Annotated in this window: 17 protein-coding genes; 7 read left to right on the forward strand and 10 right to left on the reverse strand. The window is 58.3% G+C overall.

The genetic code is table 11. The features are described from left to right. Nucleotides 1-5: 5 nt before the first annotated feature. Both AC1ROT_RS07095 and AC1ROT_RS07100 read left to right on the forward strand, forming a co-directional pair. Nucleotides 6-911, forward strand: a complete 906-nt coding sequence (locus AC1ROT_RS07095; protein WP_493001133.1) for an aldo/keto reductase — start codon at nucleotides 6-8, stop codon at nucleotides 909-911. Nucleotides 912-1010: 99 nt separating this feature from the next. Beyond that, nucleotides 1011-2369: a DUF7033 domain-containing protein gene (locus AC1ROT_RS07100; protein WP_492998016.1), complete on the forward strand. Its 1359-nt coding sequence runs from the start codon at nucleotides 1011-1013 to the stop codon at nucleotides 2367-2369. A 17-nt stretch (nucleotides 2370-2386) separates the two neighbouring features. On the opposite strand, the gene AC1ROT_RS07105 is transcribed toward AC1ROT_RS07100, so the two are convergent. Beyond that, on the reverse strand, nucleotides 2387-3391 hold the full coding sequence (locus tag AC1ROT_RS07105) for a hypothetical protein (protein ID WP_492998018.1): 1005 nt from the start codon (nucleotides 3389-3391) through the stop codon (nucleotides 2387-2389). 33 nt (nucleotides 3392-3424) lie between these two features. Here AC1ROT_RS07105 and AC1ROT_RS07110 point away from each other — a divergent pair, with 33 nt between their 5' ends. The 5 genes from AC1ROT_RS07110 to AC1ROT_RS07130 all read left to right on the forward strand — a co-directional run bounded on the left by AC1ROT_RS07110 (nucleotide 3425) and on the right by AC1ROT_RS07130 (nucleotide 8139). Then, nucleotides 3425-4054: a hypothetical protein gene (locus AC1ROT_RS07110; protein ID WP_492998020.1), complete on the forward strand. Its 630-nt coding sequence runs from the start codon at nucleotides 3425-3427 to the stop codon at nucleotides 4052-4054. An 11-nt stretch (nucleotides 4055-4065) separates the two neighbouring features. Further along, entirely contained in the window at nucleotides 4066-5061 is a 996-nt protein-coding gene (locus tag AC1ROT_RS07115) for a ketoacyl-ACP synthase III (RefSeq protein WP_492998022.1), read from the forward strand. Nucleotides 5062-5079: 18 nt separating this feature from the next. Further along, nucleotides 5080-5322 carry an acyl carrier protein gene (locus AC1ROT_RS07120; protein WP_492969352.1) on the forward strand — a complete coding sequence of 81 codons (243 nt, stop codon included), beginning with the start codon at nucleotides 5080-5082 and terminating at the stop codon, nucleotides 5320-5322. After that, nucleotides 5294-6985 carry an asparagine synthase-related protein gene (locus AC1ROT_RS07125; protein WP_492998024.1) on the forward strand — a complete coding sequence of 564 codons (1692 nt, stop codon included), beginning with the start codon at nucleotides 5294-5296 and terminating at the stop codon, nucleotides 6983-6985. The genes AC1ROT_RS07120 and AC1ROT_RS07125 overlap by 29 nt, the downstream gene beginning before the upstream one ends. A gap of 89 nt (nucleotides 6986-7074) precedes the next feature. Further along, nucleotides 7075-8139 (forward strand): putative sugar O-methyltransferase, encoded by a 1065-nt coding sequence (locus AC1ROT_RS07130; protein WP_492998026.1) that lies wholly within the window; start codon nucleotides 7075-7077, stop codon nucleotides 8137-8139. A 158-nt stretch (nucleotides 8140-8297) separates the two neighbouring features. Here the strand turns inward: AC1ROT_RS07130 and pyk are convergent, their stop codons facing one another. From pyk to AC1ROT_RS07175, 9 genes are all read right to left on the reverse strand, one after another. Then, complete coding sequence (gene pyk, locus AC1ROT_RS07135; RefSeq protein WP_492998028.1) at nucleotides 8298-9728, reverse strand: pyruvate kinase; 1431 nt, start codon at nucleotides 9726-9728, stop codon at nucleotides 8298-8300. A 1-nt stretch (nucleotide 9729) separates the two neighbouring features. Beyond that, nucleotides 9730-10806, reverse strand: coding sequence for a sulfate adenylyltransferase (gene sat, locus AC1ROT_RS07140; protein WP_492998029.1), 1077 nt, complete (start codon nucleotides 10804-10806; stop codon nucleotides 9730-9732). Further along, on the reverse strand, nucleotides 10803-11339 hold the full coding sequence (locus AC1ROT_RS07145; protein ID WP_492998031.1) for an adenylyl-sulfate kinase: 537 nt from the start codon (nucleotides 11337-11339) through the stop codon (nucleotides 10803-10805). Before AC1ROT_RS07145 ends, sat begins: the two co-directional genes overlap by 4 nt. A gap of 32 nt (nucleotides 11340-11371) precedes the next feature. Further along, nucleotides 11372-12607 (reverse strand): cation:proton antiporter, encoded by a 1236-nt coding sequence (locus AC1ROT_RS07150; RefSeq protein WP_492998033.1) that lies wholly within the window; start codon nucleotides 12605-12607, stop codon nucleotides 11372-11374. A 242-nt stretch (nucleotides 12608-12849) separates the two neighbouring features. Then, nucleotides 12850-13413: an acyltransferase gene (locus AC1ROT_RS07155; protein WP_492998035.1), complete on the reverse strand. Its 564-nt coding sequence runs from the start codon at nucleotides 13411-13413 to the stop codon at nucleotides 12850-12852. 11 nt (nucleotides 13414-13424) lie between these two features. Beyond that, nucleotides 13425-14399: a Gfo/Idh/MocA family protein gene (locus AC1ROT_RS07160; protein WP_492998037.1), complete on the reverse strand. Its 975-nt coding sequence runs from the start codon at nucleotides 14397-14399 to the stop codon at nucleotides 13425-13427. Nucleotides 14400-14665: 266 nt separating this feature from the next. Then, the gene (locus tag AC1ROT_RS07165) at nucleotides 14666-15874 is read right to left on the reverse strand and encodes a glycosyltransferase (protein ID WP_492998039.1); all 1209 of its coding nucleotides are present in this window, start codon (nucleotides 15872-15874) and stop codon (nucleotides 14666-14668) included. A 252-nt stretch (nucleotides 15875-16126) separates the two neighbouring features. Next, the gene (locus AC1ROT_RS07170) at nucleotides 16127-17179 is read right to left on the reverse strand and encodes an NAD-dependent epimerase/dehydratase family protein (protein ID WP_492998041.1); all 1053 of its coding nucleotides are present in this window, start codon (nucleotides 17177-17179) and stop codon (nucleotides 16127-16129) included. 24 nt (nucleotides 17180-17203) lie between these two features. Beyond that, on the reverse strand, nucleotides 17204-18136 hold the full coding sequence (locus AC1ROT_RS07175; protein WP_492998042.1) for an NAD-dependent epimerase/dehydratase family protein: 933 nt from the start codon (nucleotides 18134-18136) through the stop codon (nucleotides 17204-17206). Nucleotides 18137-18143 lie beyond the last annotated feature (7 nt).

The following is an 18143-nucleotide window of genomic DNA, read 5'->3' on the forward strand; positions in this document are numbered from 1 at the left end:
CCGCAATGACACGCCCCCCGCAACGCCCCTTTCTCTGCCTCGGCACGGTACAGACCGGCATGGCTTACGGGCTTGCCGGCGCTGGCCTGCCTGACGAGACAGCGGTGGCGGCTCTCTTCGATGCAGCCGCCAGCGTCGGCATTCGAAGTTTCGATACGGCGCGAGCCTACGGTCTGGCCGAAACGCGACTGGGCGCCTGGCTGCGCAAGCGCCGCGCTGACGACTACGAAGTCGTCTCTAAATTCCCGAAGCTGGCGGATATGGACGATTCCGCTGCGGTTGCCACCATTCGCTCGTCTTGCACCGAATCCCGCCAACTTCTGAACAAGACGTGCATTGACGGCCTGCTGGCTCACAACGGCCGGGATATCCTGCGCCCGGCAATCGCTGAGGCGCTTCGCAACCTTGTCAGCGAAGGATGGATTCTTGCCTTTGGAGGATCGGTCTACGATCCGGCCGATGCCGATGCCCTGCTTGCCGTTGACGGACTTGGCCTGCTGCAGGTCCCCTTCGGGCTTCTTGATACACGCTTTCCGGAGAGCGGCGTTCTGCGCCGGGCCCACCGCAAAGGCGTTCGTATCTATGCGCGCAGCCTATACACACAGGGTCTGCTTTTTCTCGATCCTGCAATGCTCCCGCCGCATCTAGCAGCCGCCGCACCAGTGCTGCGCGACCTGCGCCGGATTTCTGCCGAAAGCGGTTACAGTCTCGCGGCGCTGGCTCTCGGCACTGCGGCCAGCATCCCCGAACTCGACGGCCTCATTATCGGCTGCGATACGCCTGCCCAGGTGACGGAGGCCATGCGGATTTTCCAGACCGGTCTGCCACCCGAGGCGATCATCGCGCGGGCTGTGCAGGCAGCCCGCCAGTTACCCCCCGGCATTGCCGATCCGCGGCTGTGGAAGAAGTAGTAAATACAATGCTTTATACTGCTGCGCCGCCGATTTCAGACCTGCCGGGCGACGGACGCCCCACTTCCCAGGCGTAAAAACCACTGCTATGTTCACACAATGAACATCGGCACGCCCACCCGATATACGCCGCCTCAGGCAGCCTCTGGCCGCAACCCGATCCACCCGATCGCGGCCTATCGTCTGTCGGTCGCTTCTGAATTAGAGGCCTACCTGCCAGAGATCAGGCATGTCTGCGGCCTGCTGGCGGAAGCCCATGGCATCGTGGAAGCCGCGGATGCGACCACCTGCCTGCATTATGGTCCCAATGCGCCCGAGGGCGCCCTGACGATACCCGGCGGCCTGTTCGGAACAGTGGCCACCGCAGCATCGGACGGTTTGCATCTGAACCATGCCCTGCTCGAGCAACAGACGCGCCAGCTTCTGCCGACCGCACCGGCACAGGACTGGGATGCCCGGCAGTTCGACGCGATCGGTCTCGCCTTCCTGGTGGTCAGCCGCCTGGAGGAGCGCGACCATACCGGTAAGGATCGTTACGGCCGTTTTCCGATCGAGGCTGATTTCTGCTATCGCAACGGCGTCTACGGTCGTGCCGTGGTGGACGAGGCCCTCGCGGCGATCGCCCGGCTGGTAACCGGCCGGACAGCACCAGCCAGCCTTACCCGCTACAATGTCAAGATCACCCACGACGTCGACCGGCTGCGCAGTTATCACTACCTGCTCGAACCCCTGCGTTACGCGGCCGGCGATCTGCTGAAACGCCGCGCGCCAATGGCGGCGTGGCGTCGCCTGGCTGCCTACGGCAGTGCCGAACCGTGGCGCTCGGTGCAGGATCTTCTGACACTGTCGGAGCGGCACGGTGCGACCTCGCATTTCTACTTCATGGGCCCCAGCCGGAATTCCTTTGACAGTCCCTATGTGATCACCATGCCCCCCCTGCTCCGCAGGATTGGCCGCGAAATCGCCAGCCGTGGCCATCGCCTGGGGTTTCATCCCGGACATGGCACTGCCACCGATACCGCACTCTGGCAGCGCCAGCGCGCCGGACTGGAAGACGTGCTGGGGCAGCCGCTGACGGAAGGGCGGCAGCACATGCTGTGCTATGCAGCCGAAACCACCCCGGATATCTGGGATGCTGCAGGCATGGCCCGGGACTACACGCTGGCCTATCCCGAGGCTGAAGGTTTCAGGAATGGCACCTGTCGCGAGGTCCCAAGCTATTCGCTGTCGCAGCGGAAAACGTTGCAGCTTCGTCAGGCCAGCACAGCCATCATGGAATTCGGCCTGATGGGCGGCAAATACCGCAACCTGTCCCCCGAAGCCGCTGTCGCAGCCTGCCAGCCGAGCATCGACACCTGCCGGCGTCACGGAGGCACGCTGGTGCTTCTGTATCACACCGGACAGGCTGATGGGCCAGTCCGCCACTTCTACGAAGCCCTGCTGACGCAGGCTGCCTGACCGCGATGCCGGTGCGCTCAGATACCTTGGGAAACAGCCGGCGTGACATCCCATGCCATAGCCGGCCTATCGTCGCGCCAGCGGACCAGCAGTTCGGTAGCATCCGGAGCGGCGAAAACCGCAGGAACGGCCTGGGCCATCACCTGGCTAAGCGGGCCACCGGTATCCAGGCTTCGCAGCACCAGACGCACAGCACCGCGTTGTGCCGCCACGAAGGTGCGGAGGGCCTGCCGATAGTGATCTGCTTCACCCGACAGCAGCACCATGTCATCGATGACAAGATCGGCAGCAGCACCGCGTCGCTGCCGCTTCCAGGCGATATAGCCGACATCCCGGCCTTCCTCCCGGAGGATCGCCAGCTGATAACGGTGATAGGGGTGATCCACGAAGCGCCAGCGCAGAAAAGCTGCACTGCGCTCTACCGTTACGGCCTGCACAGGAGCACGCGCGCACAGCGCCGCTATGCGCGTAAGATCTCCGGACCCTTCAATATCCCAGCCAGAAACTCCAGCCTGCCCGGGCAGCCACTCCAGGATTGCGCCCGGCAGACGCGAGGCGAGGCGATAAAGCGGATGGCCGTACAGCGGCACGGTTCGCCAGCGGCCGACAGCGCGATAGCCAAGCCGTTTGCGCAATGCCGCCTGCGCGCCCTTCCCGGCCGTCGTCATCACCAGATCGAAGCGCTGCAGGATGGTTTGCAGCAGGCGGGCTTCGTAGGCAACATACAGAAAGCGCTTGCGGAAATCCGGATCGACCATGGTGTTCTCGGTCCGGCAGGCTGTGACAACACGGCCATCAGGCAGCAGCAACCGCTGCGGAACGACACCATGATGGCCGACCACACGGTTCGTCGCAGTTTCAACCACGACCCAGCTCGGTGCGGCACCCCAGGGACCATCACGCCATTCCCACTGCCATTGCGCCTCACTGCGCCGAATGCCAGCGATGCGATGGTAAAGATCGTTGAGCCCGGCAACGTCGCCGGGTTCAGTCTCCCGCAGATCAAACTCGCTTCCGCTCAATCCGTATCATCCCCGTAAAGACCAGTAGAACCCATGCGCCGGCTTGGCGAAACACAACTGTCTTATGTCGGATCACGCCCCTATATCCGGGGCGCCGATCTCCTGTTCTGGTTCGAGCGGCTGCGCAAGGCCACCCCCGAAACCGCCTTCGATATTGCCAGCATAAAACAGTTCCGCATCACCCGCGAGGTGCGTTGCGACGGAATGTGGAGCCTGAATCGGCAGGTCGATGCCATCGCAAAACTTGACTTCCTGCGCGCCGACGGCTCGTTCGGGCATGCTTCTTTCGTCGAGGGTGAGACCGTCATTACCCGGCGTGAACCAGATATCCCATCGCTGCTGCAAGACTGCCGGCTGACCGACAACTTCTCCGGCGAGGCGAGGCTGAAACGGCCATCAAGCTTTACCGACCTGCTGAATGGGATAATCGAGACGAATAAGCGGCTGCATGTCGAGACCCTGCAAAAGCGCGCGATTGACCCCGCCGGCATCCGGCTTGTTTACGTCCAGGACCTGCCCGTCCGCCTCGCCGGCGACACGCCATCTCTCGACCTGACAATCCGCAGCCAGGGCGAACGCAGCGTTGATGACAAGCGCTACACGCTGTCCACCCTGACATCTCCGGCTTACTCGGGCTCCATAAAACTCTGCTACCTTTTCTGACAGGCCCATTCATGTCGATTCCGGATAACCCATCTGCACTGCATGATATCGGCATTTCCGCTGTCGCCGGCTATCTGCCTGGCGCTGTCATCGACAATGCCAGGTTGGTCCAGGATTACGACTTCGACGAAGCCTTCCTGCGCGACAAGGTGGGAATCATTGGCCGTCACCGCGCCGCAGCCGATGAGGCTGTATCCGACATGGCGGTCCAGGCGGCCGAACGCCTGTTCTCACAGACCGGGTTTGAGCGCGCCGGCATCGAACTTCTGGTCCTGTGCACCCAGAATCCCGATTACAAGCTGCCGACGACGGCCAATATCGTGCAGGATCGCCTCGGTCTTCCGGTCAGCACCGCAGCCTTTGACATCAATCAGGGCTGCTCCGGCTATATATACGCCCTCAGCATCGCCAAGGCGATGATGGCCATGCACCGTATGAACAGCGCCCTGGTCATCACCAGCGAAGCCTATTCTAAGGTCATGAATCCTGCCGATCGCGACACGGCGCCGCTGTTTGGCGACGGCGCTACCGCCACGCTGCTGCAGCGCGGCGAAGGAATCAAAATGGGCGCCTTCACCTTCGGCTCCGACGGCTCGGGCAAAGACGACCTGATCGTAAGGGCCGGCGGCAGCCGCCATCCCGCAGCGGCCTGCACCGGGACGGATGCTCTCTATATGAACGGGCGTGCCGTATATAATTTCGCCCTCAAGCGCGTGCCTATCGATATTGCCGCCTGCCTGGCCAAAAACGACCTGACGATGGATGATATCGATTACTTTCTGCTGCATCAGGCCAACAGGTTCATGCTTCAGGGCCTGGCCCGCAGCCTGCGCCAACCGCTCGACAAAGTCCCCATCAAGATGGCAGAAACGGCGAACACGGTTTCCAGCACCATCCCCTTGTTAATCGAGTCCATGGGGGGCGTGTCTGCGTTACGTGGCAAACGATCCGTAGCCTGCGGATTCGGCGTCGGCCTATCATGGGCCACCACCGTGCTGTATGGCTGATCGAAAAGAGGACAGATAATGCAGGATGCTCTCGGCGTCATCTACGCCATCCTACGCGACGATTATGGTATTGCTGCCGATCTGACACCAGACACGGCAATCGCCGATATTGGCATCGATTCTGTCGATCTCATCGGGTTCCTTTTCGCGCTGGAAGAACGGACCGGCGTTAAAATTCCAGATGAAGAGCTGAGCTCTGATCATCTGCGTACCCTTGGGCAGTTTGCACATTATGTCGATGACCGGCGCCCCCGCAGCTGAGCTTTGTTTTACCGAGACGCGGGGCTGGCGATGCTGGTCTTCCGGCGACGTCACGGTGTGGTGGAACGGCCATGCCTTCCTGAACGGTGAATTACTGGAGGGCATTGCCGCAGCAAACCACATTGGCGCCCTGCTGCCGCCGCTTCTGCACAACGGGGCCAGCCGCGACAAACTGCTGCTGAGTCTCGACGGACATTTCGCTTTTGTGGTAACTGCCGCAACCGGCACCCTGGCGGTGGTTGATCGGGTCCGCAGCATACCGATCATCGCTCGTATCGATTCGGACAACCGACTGCTGCAGCTCTCGGACAACATCACTGCACTGCTGCGCCCCGGGGACAAACCCGACGCGGATGCCAGCCTCGCCCTGGCAATGAGCGGCTATACGCTGGATGGTCGCACGCTTTACCAGGATATACGGGCCCTCAACGCAGGCGAATCCTTGGTTTCACGGCCTGATGCGTCAGCGCAACGGAGCCTGTGGTACGCATACCAACCCTGGCGAGTCGAGGCGAATATCCGGCCGGATGAATGGCCCGAGCGCCTGACGGCCGCCCACGAGGCCCTGTTCGCCAAGCTGGTGCGGTCGCTGGATCAGAGGCCGGTGATGCTGCCATTATCCGGCGGATTCGACTCCCGCCTCGTGGCCAGCGGCTTGCATCATGCCGGCTATCGCAATGTCATTTGTTATTCATATGGCCGGCCCAGCAACGCCGAAGCAACCGCCGCATGCGCTGTTGCCGAGAAACTCGGCTATCCATGGCACTATGTTTCCTATGGCCACAACACAACCCAGGCGGCTCTGCGCAGCTCGGATTTCCAAGCATATATGGACGGTGCCGATACCGGCGCAGCTATTCCATTTTTTCAAGACTTTGCCGCAATCCACAGCCTTAAACAGCAAGGTTTAGTTCCGAATGATGCCATTTTCATCAACGGCAACACGGGCGACTTCGTCTCCGGCAACCATGTGCCCCTATCTATCCATGATCACATGAATGGACAGAGTCTTGATGAACGCTGGGACAACTTAACGGCACAGTTCATCATTAAGCACTTCAGCCTCTGGCAGGATTTGCGTACGTCAAACAAACAGGCGCCCATCAAACAGCTTCTGTCGGACTGGCTGACACGTCACGTACCGCGAGATTTACCAGCCGAACTGATGTATGCCGCCTGGGAAGCGCTCGAATATAACGCCCGTCAAAGTAATTTTGTGATTAACGGGCAGCGAGTATATGAATTCTTCGGTCATAACTGGCGTTTGCCTTTATGGGACAAAGACTACGTGGCGTTCTGGCAAAGGGTGCCTCCAGATCAAAAACGCGCCCAAGTGCTGTATCGCCGCACATTACTTGCAGACAACTGGGGTGGGATCTGGTCGAGCATTCCGCTGAACCCGCCACAGCGCTGGCACCTGCCTGTCTGGGCAAATCTGCTACGCAACGCCCTAAAGCTTGCAAGCCTGCCTTTTGGACGAGCGGCCTGGCAGCAGCTTGATCGCCGAATCTTCTATTACTGGATCGACGTCCTCGCCACTTATGCAACCGTACCCTACGCGGATGTGCTGCTCGACCGCCACGGCTTCCGTCATGCGCTGTCCTTCCGTGGCAGGGACTATCTTGCCCGCCACCATCGCCGATATGATGGTCGGGCACAGTAACGGGCATGGCGCTGCTGTGATTCCCATCTCCGAGATAACCGCTCCGATGCATGCTACGACACAATACGGCAGACAAAGGCAATACTCTCATGCAAGTCGCTGACGACCCCGCATTGCTCTCGCAGCTTCTACAGGATGAAGCGCTGGCATCCCCGATGTATCGGCCGACGGCCTATTGGCAGCCTTATGCCGCACGTATCACTACTGAGTTACAGCGCAACGGTCTTGACCGTTTCCGACGCAACCAGACAATCCTGAAGGGCTTTGGAGTTGGCGGCGTTCCACGGCCTACTTTACCGCGTGCCGCTTGGAAACGTGCGATCTGGCTCGGTCTGGAAAGCCTGCCGGGTGTAAGAACAATCCTCGCCGAATACAAAAGACTTCTGCGGGCGACAGCGGCCCAGTTGCGTCAGGCCGAAATTGCATTGGCGCGCCAGCATCTGGCTGCCGTTGCCGCGCGTTTTCCCGCGATGCGCATTCCTGATGGGATTGCCAACGGTGACGCCGACGACGCCTTCGACTGGAACGGCAGCACGGTAACCGCCCATTGGGTGATGTACCTGACCAGAGCCGCCGACTTTTACAGCCAGGTCAAACCGGAGGGCGTGACGTCAATACTGGAAATCGGCCCCGGGCTTGGCCTTTCCAGCCTGGCCCATATCGCCCTGAATCCGCATCTGCGCGCCATCGTAAATATCGACATTGTGCCGGTGGCCTATGTCAGCAGCCGCTTCCTGGAAAGCAGCCAATCCCTGCGCGTGATCAATTATGCGGCCGTCAGAACCAGCGAGGCCATTGTCATTGAACCGTTGGGCGACAAACCCACGCTGTGGTCGCTTCCGGCGTGGACGCTGCCAAAGATACAGGGCAGCATCGACTATGCCTTCAACGCCTTCTCTTTCCAGGAAATGGAAGAAGCGACCTGCCAGAACTATGCCCGCGACATCATGCGTCTGACCAAAAGCGGTGTTCAACTACACAGCCGGACCGGAGGACACAAGGTCAATGCCGGCGGTCAAAGCAAACCGATTGCGATGCGCGATCTGCAAGAGATGTTCAGGTCGGCATTCCCGCAAAGCACCGTTATTGGCGATTTATGGGCGGTGGCATCGCAGCGCCCGGCCGATGAGGCGCTACTGCTGAGGCCGGCCTGACCGCATGTCCGCCCGCCTTACGGGCAATTGAACATAACGGGAAAAATCACCAACCTCGTCGGGCGGTGTTCCGTTGCGGTGTTCGAAACCCGCATGGTTGCGTCTCGGATACCGCTTTAGCGCATCTGCCCGATGGCAGAACCAGCGATAGAGACCAATCAGCTTTCCCGATGCCAACCCAGCAGGGCCTGTAATTCTGCAACACGGTGAATCTGGACCGTATTCATACGACTGGCTGTATGCGGATAGGTCACACCGGTGACGATCACCATATCCTCGCCCACCAGAAACTGTCGCTGCCACAGCATATGCAGAACCTGGCCGATATGATCCATACTGGTTTTCGGAAATGGCGAGGCACTGAACACACCGGTGGTCCCGGGGATAAGGTTGAAGCTACGGGCAGCGGCGGCGTCGTCGCTGACCGCCAAGATTGGCTGCTGCGGTCGCTGGGCAGCGATCATGCGGGCAGCAAATCCCGAACGTGTGATGGCAACAATCTTAGTGATTGGCAGGCAACGACTGAGCGCAGGGATAACCTGAGCGATGGCCTGCGGAACGGTCTCGCTAAACGGCAGAATGGCTTTTCCAATCTGCTCCTGAGCGAAGTCCTCAGCCGCATCGGTCACCTGCCGCATCAGCGCTACGGTCTCGATCGGAAACGCTCCGACAGCCGTTTCGCCCGACAGCATGGTCGCCGCGCATCCGTCAAGGACGGCATTGGTGATGTCACTGACTTCGGCCTTGGTGGGAAACGGATTCTCAATCATCGTGTGCAGCATTTCTGTCGCCACGATGACCGGTTTGCCATACTGCCGTGCGGCAGAAATTACTCTTTTCTGGCGGATCGCCACATCGTGGAGGCTGGTCTCGACCGACAAATCACCCCGATCGATCATGATTCCATCGGCAACAGCAGATATACTATCGACATTGTTCATACCGCCCTGGTTCTCCACCTTGGCGATGATGCGTGGTGTCGACCCGCCGATCAGCTTACGAAAAGCTTCGACATGACCCGGCGACTCGACAAAACTCAGCCCGATGAAATCGACACCGGTTTCGCGGGCAAAAGCGATCATCTGCTCGTCACGCGGCGTCACCTGCGGCGTGTTCAGCGTCACAAACGGCACATTTATGCCTTTGCGACTTTTGAGCTGCCCTGCCGTATCTGCCCGGCAACGAATGTCACGCCCTTCGATCGAGATGACTGTGAATTTTAGAGTACCGTCATCGGCGAGAATAATATTACCGGGCTTCAGATCAGCATGCAGATTGGGGTAATTTACCGGCACTTTTCCGGTGCTGCCGTCGGCGGCATCGCTGGTCAGAATGATGGTATCGCCAGCCTTGAAACGCGGCTCCTGTGCAAGCTGGGCGGTACGGATTTTGCGCCCGGGGATGTCCAGCAGGATGGGCAGGCCAGGCAGGACGCGTCGGATTTCCGAAATGGCGTTGCGATGCCAAGTCAGATCGGCATGGGACCCGTTCAGACGCGCAATCATCATACCCGCTTCATGCAGCTTCTGCAGCATGTCTTCCGACAGGGTACGAGGTCCGATGGTACATACGATACGGGTGCGGTTCATATCAGTCCTCGATAAACAACGGCACGCCTTTCAGGGCGTCGACGATTTCAGGTCGCATCAGCCGCGGGTCGGGTCGCTCGCCATCAACCAGGATGTGGCGCATATCGGTACCGCTGATCTGGCGCACTGATGAGCTGCCGGCATGCGGGCAAGTCTTCTCGGTAGCGATGCCGTCACAGGTCGGGCAGAAGAACGGGCCATGCAACCGCATAATCTCGATGCCGAGATCGCCTTCAAACTGCCGAGTCAGTTCGTGCGCGTCGTAAAGTCCATACCAGTCGCCGACGCCGGCATGGTCCCGCCCGACAATGAAATGGGTGCAACCATAGTTGCGCCGGATCACGGCATGAAACACAGCTTCGCGCGGCCCGGCATAGCGCATAAGTGTAGACAGGATCCCGAGTACGACCCGGTCCTGCGGCAAAAACGAACCGACAAGCGCGCGGTAACCACTCATTACGGCCTGCGGCGTGTAATCGCCACGCCGCTTGCGCCCCACCAAGGGCTGGATAAACAGGCCATCCACCTGTTCAAGCGCCACGCGCTGCAGATATTCATGCGCCCGGTGCGGCACATTACGGGTCTGGAAACCGACGACACGCGTCCAGCCGCGATCGCGGAATATTATCCGAGCTTCCTCTGGCGTAAGTTCATCCGCGGAAATGTCAAATTTCGCTCTTTGCAGCAGCTCGACGCGTCCGCCAACAAAAACAGGCTTCAGGCTATAGAAATACGCCACACCTGGGTGAGCCTCATCGGTTGTCCCGAAGACATGCTGCGTTGTAGTTCGTCGATCGCAACGATAGAAATCCGTCGGCCAAATCCGGCCAACCAACGCGCCGCCATAACTGAGGCCTATAACCTCCTCGTTGCGCAGTCTACGCGCGTTACCTTCGTCGATATCCAGAACGACCGGTAAGGAAAAGACCGCGCCAGATGGCAGCCGCATGGTTTCGACAACGGATCGGAATTCGGCTTCCGTCATGAATCCGGTCAATGGAGAGAAGGCGCCCAGGCCGATCTTCTCGAGCTCGAGATACTGGTCGCGGTTCAGCGCGATAGAGGCCTGGTCTGTCACACCTGTTCGCCTCCCTTGATCTTTGCCCTCAGCCACGGCACCGTATCCACGACACTGGTAGCGATCGCTGCCGGGCCAAGACCAGCTGCAGCGTCGATGACCATGTCGGGCGCCACCGGTGCATGCCATGGCACATCGATGCCGACAACATCCCGGGCTTCACCAGCGCGTGCTCTGGCGTACATACCCTTGGCATCCCGCTTCTCGACCAAGGCCAAGGGCGCGTCGATATAGACCTCGAAATAATCTGACAGATTCTCGCGATTCCAGCGCATCAGGTCTGGGTGACAGTACAAGGCGGCAACGATCACCGGGATATTCTGCTGTGACAACATGAATGCCAGCCGCTGGATGCGGCTGATCTGCTGGAAGCGTGACGCCTCATCGTAGCCGAGCCCGGCGCCGAACAAAGCCCGTACCATGTCGCCATCAATCATCACCAATGCAGGTATTTTCGGCTTGGCCATCTCATAAACGGCCTGCGAGATTGTCGTCTTCCCGGCACCCGACAATCCGGTGAACCACAGCACCATTCCACTCTCCTCACCTCAAGAATGCCGGGATATTATGACGCGTAAATCATACCACGACTCAGCCGCCAGCGCAGCCAGGCGCTGCTCATCAGCGCCGTCACGATCGACGCCATAATCAGCATGACAGCTGTCGAATCCGCGATAATACCAAGTGCATGCGCGATACTCGCCAAGACGATGCCAGGCCCTCCGCGCGTATTCATAATAATACCGTAATCAAGCGCACTGGCACTGTCTTGCCGGATCAGTCGCAGTACAAGATATACACTCGCCACCTTGACCAATGACGAGCCGACCAAGAAACCGACGACCAGCATCAAATCGAACTGCGTCAGCAGGTCGATCTTCAGACCAACCAGAGCAAAGTAGATTGGAACAAAAAACCACATGGCGATGCCCTGGATGCGCTGCTTGACTTCCTGAAAGCCCTCCGCCCGGAACCGACCAATGATCAATCCACCCATTAGCGCGCCGAAAATGATGTTCACGCCAAGCAGGCTTGCCAGACCGACCGTCGCCAGACAGACCAGCAGAACATAGCCGGTGAGCGCTGCATTCTCATGCCGGGGCGCCAGCAGGGTTCGACCGGCCCAACGCAGGACCATTGGAGCGAGCAGCAAGGCCAATAGGGTAAAGATCGCTGTTGTAGCGATCTCACGGCCGAAGTCGAATGGTGTGGCCGTGCGGCCCTGCTGGGCGGCGGCGGCGACCGCAAGCACGGCCCATAGGATCAGATCTTGGACCGTAGCAGCCATCAGCACCACACGGGCGAGAGCAGTGTCCATAAGCTTGAGATCGATGAAGATGCGCGAAATCACCGGAATTGAGGTGATGGCGGTGCCAATGGCGATGACTAGGATGAAGGCAAGCGGGTTTGCGCCAGGCGCGGCAGGGACCAGCGGTGCGACCAGCCAGCCGAACAGAAACGGCAGAACCAACCCACCGGCGACCAAGGCGGCGGCCAGCCGGGCTTCATGTCGATCAAGTCTAGACTTGACCAGGAAGCCGGCCGTGAACATAAGCAGGATCAGGCCCAGCCAGTAAAAGGCCGAGAGCAGCATTGTCTGCGCTGGGAAATCCGAGAACAGCCAGCGATACCAGTCCGGCAACACACGTCCCAGCAACGTCGGGCCCAGCAGCAGCCCTCCGACAATCTCCCCCGCAACGCGCGGCAGGCGCCAGCTTTCGAATAACTGCCCGCAGGCCAAGGCGACCGACAGCAAAGCTAGCAACGCAAGGAAGAAGCGGGCGACTTCGGGGTCAGACATAGGATGAAGCCTGCAACAGTTGAGAATTGGCTGGAAGACAGGCCACCAACCCTCCCCTCATAAGGCAGGGGTAGACTAAATAGACGTCAGAAACCCCAATAATGGGTAAACGGCAGTGGCCATGCCCCTGAGAGGGCGCGCATTGGTGAAGCAGGCCGCAACGATATCCCAGGGTTTCGGCCACTGCCCGAAGCCCTGCATTACAGACATCGGTCAACCCGGCTGCCGCGGGGATAACCGATCTAGCCGATTTCCTCCAGACTGCCTGGACCGATCAGCCGGTACCGGGTGCCATCGATCGGGCAGATCAGATCATCACCCAAGCGACCACCGGCCCTGCTCATCCAGCCTATCTGCCGCGCGGCTACACCTGCCATAAGTGCATAGGGTGGAACATCGCGGGTAACCACCGCCCCTGCGGCAATAAAGCAATAACGCCCCAGTACATACCCGCAAACGATGGTCGCATTGGCGCCTATGGTAGCGCCGCGCTGAACCACGGTCTTGCGATACTCGCTTTTACGCTCAATCTCCGCACGCGGGTTGATCACATTTGTAAAGACGCAGGATGGGCCGCAAAAGACGCCGTCCTCCAGAACAATATCGTCATAAACCGAGACGTTGTTCTGAATCTTGACCCGATCACCCAGTACCACGCGGTTGGCGATGAATACATTCTGCCCGAGCGAGCAGCCCTGCCCGATGATCGCGCCGCCGGATACATGGGTCCAGTGCCATATGCGGGTTCCTTCGCCGATGCGCGCCCCTTCGTCGACGATGGCGGTATCATGCTTGAACCAGTTCATTCCCTTACTCTTTACACTGGAAGCTTCAGGGTTTTCAGAATCGGGTGGTAATCACCCGTCAGCGCGGAGATCTTCGCCTGTCGTATATCATAGACCGCCTCGATGGCTGCCCGCGCCTCCTCGAGACCGAAGCCGCCGCCGCCAAGGATATCTCTATAACTGTCAGTATGAAGGTCTGTGAATCCTTCACTGAACTCCAACTCCTGTCCTCCGATCAGGATCGAGCGGTAAGTCCGCTTTCCGGCAGCCACAGCGGCAGGAGGCAGGTGGTCCGCATTAATCGAGAGGAACCAGCGCACTCGCGCACGCTCGTATTCTAGGAAACCTGCCGCAACGTCAGCCTCGTGCAGATGCATGACAGAACGGGTCCGTTTGCCGAAAACCCAGCCCAGCATATCGAAGAAATGCACCCCGATATTCGTTGCGATACCCCCAGACTTCTCCGTCGCGCCCTTCCAACTCGAATGATACCAGTTTCCGCGTGACGTCAGATAAGTCAGGTCGACATCAACGCTTTTATCCTTGGGCAAAGCCGCAACCTGCTCGCGCAAAGCGCGGATCGCAGGATGCAGGCGCAGCTGCAGGATATTGTATATCCGGCGATTGCTGTCCTGCTCAATCTCTGCCAAGCCGTCGATGTTCCATGGATTGAGAACCAGCGGTTTTTCACATATCGCATGCGCACTCGAGCGCAGCGCAAAACGGATATGCGCGTCATGCAGGTAATTGGGTGAACAGATCGCCATATAGTCGACGCCATCGCCGCGCCGGCGCAGCTTGTCTATATGCCGGTCAAAACGTTCAAACTCCACGAAGAAGTTCGCATCCGGAAAATAGCTATCCAGAATGCCGACACTGTCGTTCGGATCAAACGCCGCTACCAGGGCATTGCCTGTATCCTTGACCGCCCGCATATGCCGGGGCGCGATATAACCGGCCGCTCCAATTAACGCGAAGCGCTTGCCATTATCCGACGAGGACATCATCTCACTCTCACGATCGGGATTCCGGCAAAGCTTTTCAGCTACACAATCCCAGTTTCATTCTTCCCGGTTTCCTGTCCCAGGAAACCGGCTCCCATGACGACCCGTATTGCAAAAGCATCCGGATGACGAACCATAATACTTAAACAGTCGAATATTCCAACGCTCTCGTTCATCCACTGAACAAGGCGGCGCCCGCAATAACCTGCGACCACACTCGGACGCCTCGCGATGCCGGTTCTGCGAGTCAGGAATTCGGCACTCGCAGATCAGAGCTCGCTCAACTGCTCATATAGAAATGCCATGCGATGGGCGTAGGTGTGCCGCTCCATTGTTAAACTCAGCGCTGCTTCCGTCACGCTTTTGCGCTCTGCCGGATCCATAAAACGCGCCATCACTTCATCAATATTGGAGAAATCGCTATTTAGCGGGAGGTAATGGATGCCAGGCTCCAATACGTCATTATAACGACCCGCAAGAAGAATCTGACACGTCCCTGTTCCGATCGCATCGAAGTGACGAGACGATATACACTTCCCATATACTTGCGGCAGAGTGCGGTCTTTAAAATACTCATCATAAATCTCGGAAAACTTCAGCCGCTCGTTGATGGTCGATTCATGTTGAATGAACCCACGGCTCAGGATTTTGCGCGCAACCACGCGGAACCACCATGGCATTTTGTGACCGAAACGCCGCAAGGGTGAGTCATTGGGGATTACAAGCCATCCGTCATGCCGCTGCATGACATTGTGCCTGATGGCCTCAATGGTTGCATCATCCTTCTCCAGAAACCATGAGCCGGCCTCGCTCGACACCGTCCCCTTGCATTGATTTAGAAACTTCGCCCAGCCCGTACGCTCCAGTCGTTCCGTCCCTATATCGACACGCAAATCGGGCCAGAATTCGTGAGCAGCGAAAAAATCATGCAAGTGGTTCCGGTCATTGTCTCCAAGATGAGGAATATACTTGATCGCACGAACGCCAATATCAATTGGCCGCTGAGCGGCAGGTGCTTCGATCCGGAACGCCTCCGCATTCAGTGCATGCGGCATGGATAGGACCTTGGATTTAACAACATCGCCCCACAGGAACTCACCGCTGTCACTGACAAGCTGCGTGGCGATACAATCTGGCCCGATCAACTTCATGATCTGCCGCTTAGCCGAAATTGGAGATCCCGGCAGGTTGAGCTCATTCCCGATAAAGGCAACAAGCCGTCCCCGCCGATCGGCCAGAATATCGATAAGAGGTTCGAGGTACATGGTTGTGTCGCCATTGGTCGAGTGCAGCAGGACCAGGAGATCGGCATCCCGGGCAACCGCACGAATTCGGCCAGCCACACCCTCTTCACATATATTAATTGCAGTGACATCGAAGTGGCGGGATGTGCGGAAGGCATCCAGCCAGTCGTCATAGTAACTCAGACGCGTTGTATAATGCGCGTATAGCACTACTGTTTTTGCAGCACTCCGCATCACTCTGTCTCGCCCAGAATCATTGCCAGGCTCCGCGCACTTTCCTCATTCAGGGTTCGCGGCCGTCGGATATGACAGCATAGCCCAGCATTCTGAGCTACGACCCGATCTTTACACAATGCAATCAAGCCACACTCGTCAGTCTGCAGAATAGTCGGAGACAAGCAATAATAACAGATATCTTTATCAACCACGCAGAGACTGCCGTGATCGGCTGCAAAGCTAGGATGGTTTCTCATGAGAGTGAGCGAGTTATTTCGGCGCCATGAAATAAGCGTGCTGGCCGATGCATCGCTCAATAACGGCTTTGTTGTCCCGCGTCCAAGCAATCGTCTTAGCAACACCGTCCCGCAGCGACATTTTTGCTTCAAAACCGAGATGCCGTTTTGATTTCTCAGTGGCGCCAAACCGCCTTCCAGAATGATCCCAGTCGCGTGCCGGCCGCAAATCGACCGGTGTGGGGTTTTGAGTGAGATCGTTAATAAAACCGGCCAAGTCAAGAATTGATGTCTCTACACCGGAGGCAAGGTTATATACCTCTCCGGGCTGACCGGCGACAGCGCAACGGATCAATCCCCTCGCCATGTCTTCAACATAGATGAAATCACGGCTCGCCTGCCCGCCATTATCCAGGGGCAATGCCTGCTGATGCAGCGCCTTCCAAATGAAAGTCGGCGTCACATTGCGCCACACTGTGTGCTCGGTTCCGCGCCAACGACCCGCCCCCAGAATCTCGCGAGGGCCGTATACATTCTGAAACCGCGCCTTCACCAGAGGCATCTGATACCGCCCCCAGAAATAATTTCCGTAAAGCTCGCCGATCAACTTGCTGATGGAATAAGGACTGTCATGGTACAACGAAACCGGGGCATCTTCCTGCGTTGCTGAAGCTGCATCAAACGTCTTCTCAGCAACGGCGCAACCGGCGGCGGCGTAAACAACCTTCTTCAGCGACTTGATGTCTTTGAGCCTGTTAAACAGCTTGAGGCTGGTCAGCGTGTTATTTTCATGGTCAGCTAGTGGATCCTGGATCGAGCTCTGGTTGCCATGATAGCAGGCCAAATGCCAAGCAAAATCCAGATCATCCGGCAACTCTCTCAACACCCTGTCTTCGGTGATCGAGCCGAACACAAACCTGATGCGCGGATCAGCCGGAAGATTGCTCACATCCGACGACAGCAGATTGTCGACAATAATCACTTCGCGGGGCCCATGCTCCAGGATCTGCAGAACGAGGTTGCTACCGACAAAGCCTGCACCACCAACAACAAGCAGTTTACGCCCGTCGAGTGAAAGATCGTTCATGACTGCCTCTTGATACCGGCTATTCTACGATTTCTGGCTTGTCAGATGACTGTATATGTCGGTAACGCCGTGCATGTCATACCATGCCAGCATCCGGCGCATTGTCTCGTCGAAACCATATCTGGCTTTCCATCCGAAAGCGGCCTCCGTCCGAGACGGGTCGAGCACGACAGCCGGCACATCGTCCGGACCTGGCGGCACAACGGGGGCCGGTTCAGTCAATTCCACGCGGAGATGACTGACCACCACGTCGAATATATCCTTGATGCTGCGGCTCTCACCCGTAGAGAGGTTAAAAAGCCCCGTGGGAGCTCCCGCCTTCATCACCAGATCCATGGCGCTCAAAAAATCCTCCATGTCGAGAAAATCGCGCCGCGTGTCAGAGCAGAAGCATTTCTGGCCAGCCTTCAAACGCTTGTAAAACGTCGGAATTGGACCAACGGCCAACCTGGGTCCGGTTACGTTGGCCAGACGCAACGAGACAACCGGAAGACCGGTCATCATCAAGTATGCCTCGCCGGCCGTTTTCGATATGCCATAGCTGGTGAACGGTTGCACCGGATGGTCGACCGGGATCGGCAGTTCCCGCGGGCGGCCGTAACACAAGGCCGTCTGGAAATTCACAAACCTCTCAACCGCATGCCGTTGCGCTGCATTGGCCACGTTAATGCTGCCATCGATGTTCGATGCAACATCTTCCCGCCAATTCTCCGGATCCTTATAGGATGCGGCACTGTGTATCACATGCGTCGGCTTGAACTCGTCGAAACACCGATCGACAAGTGACCGATCGGCAATGCTGCCCTCGACCAGCCGCAAACCGGCAACCGGCGGCAAGACCTCCCGTTTCCCGGTCGCAAAATTGTCGATAACCAGAACATCATGGCCGGCCGGGACGTAGCGCTCAACCAAATTCGAGCCAAGACACCCCGCTCCCCCCGTAATGAGTATGCGCACGTGTCGT

This window comes from Ferrovibrio sp. GW821-FHT12E11 (assembly GCF_058806975.1).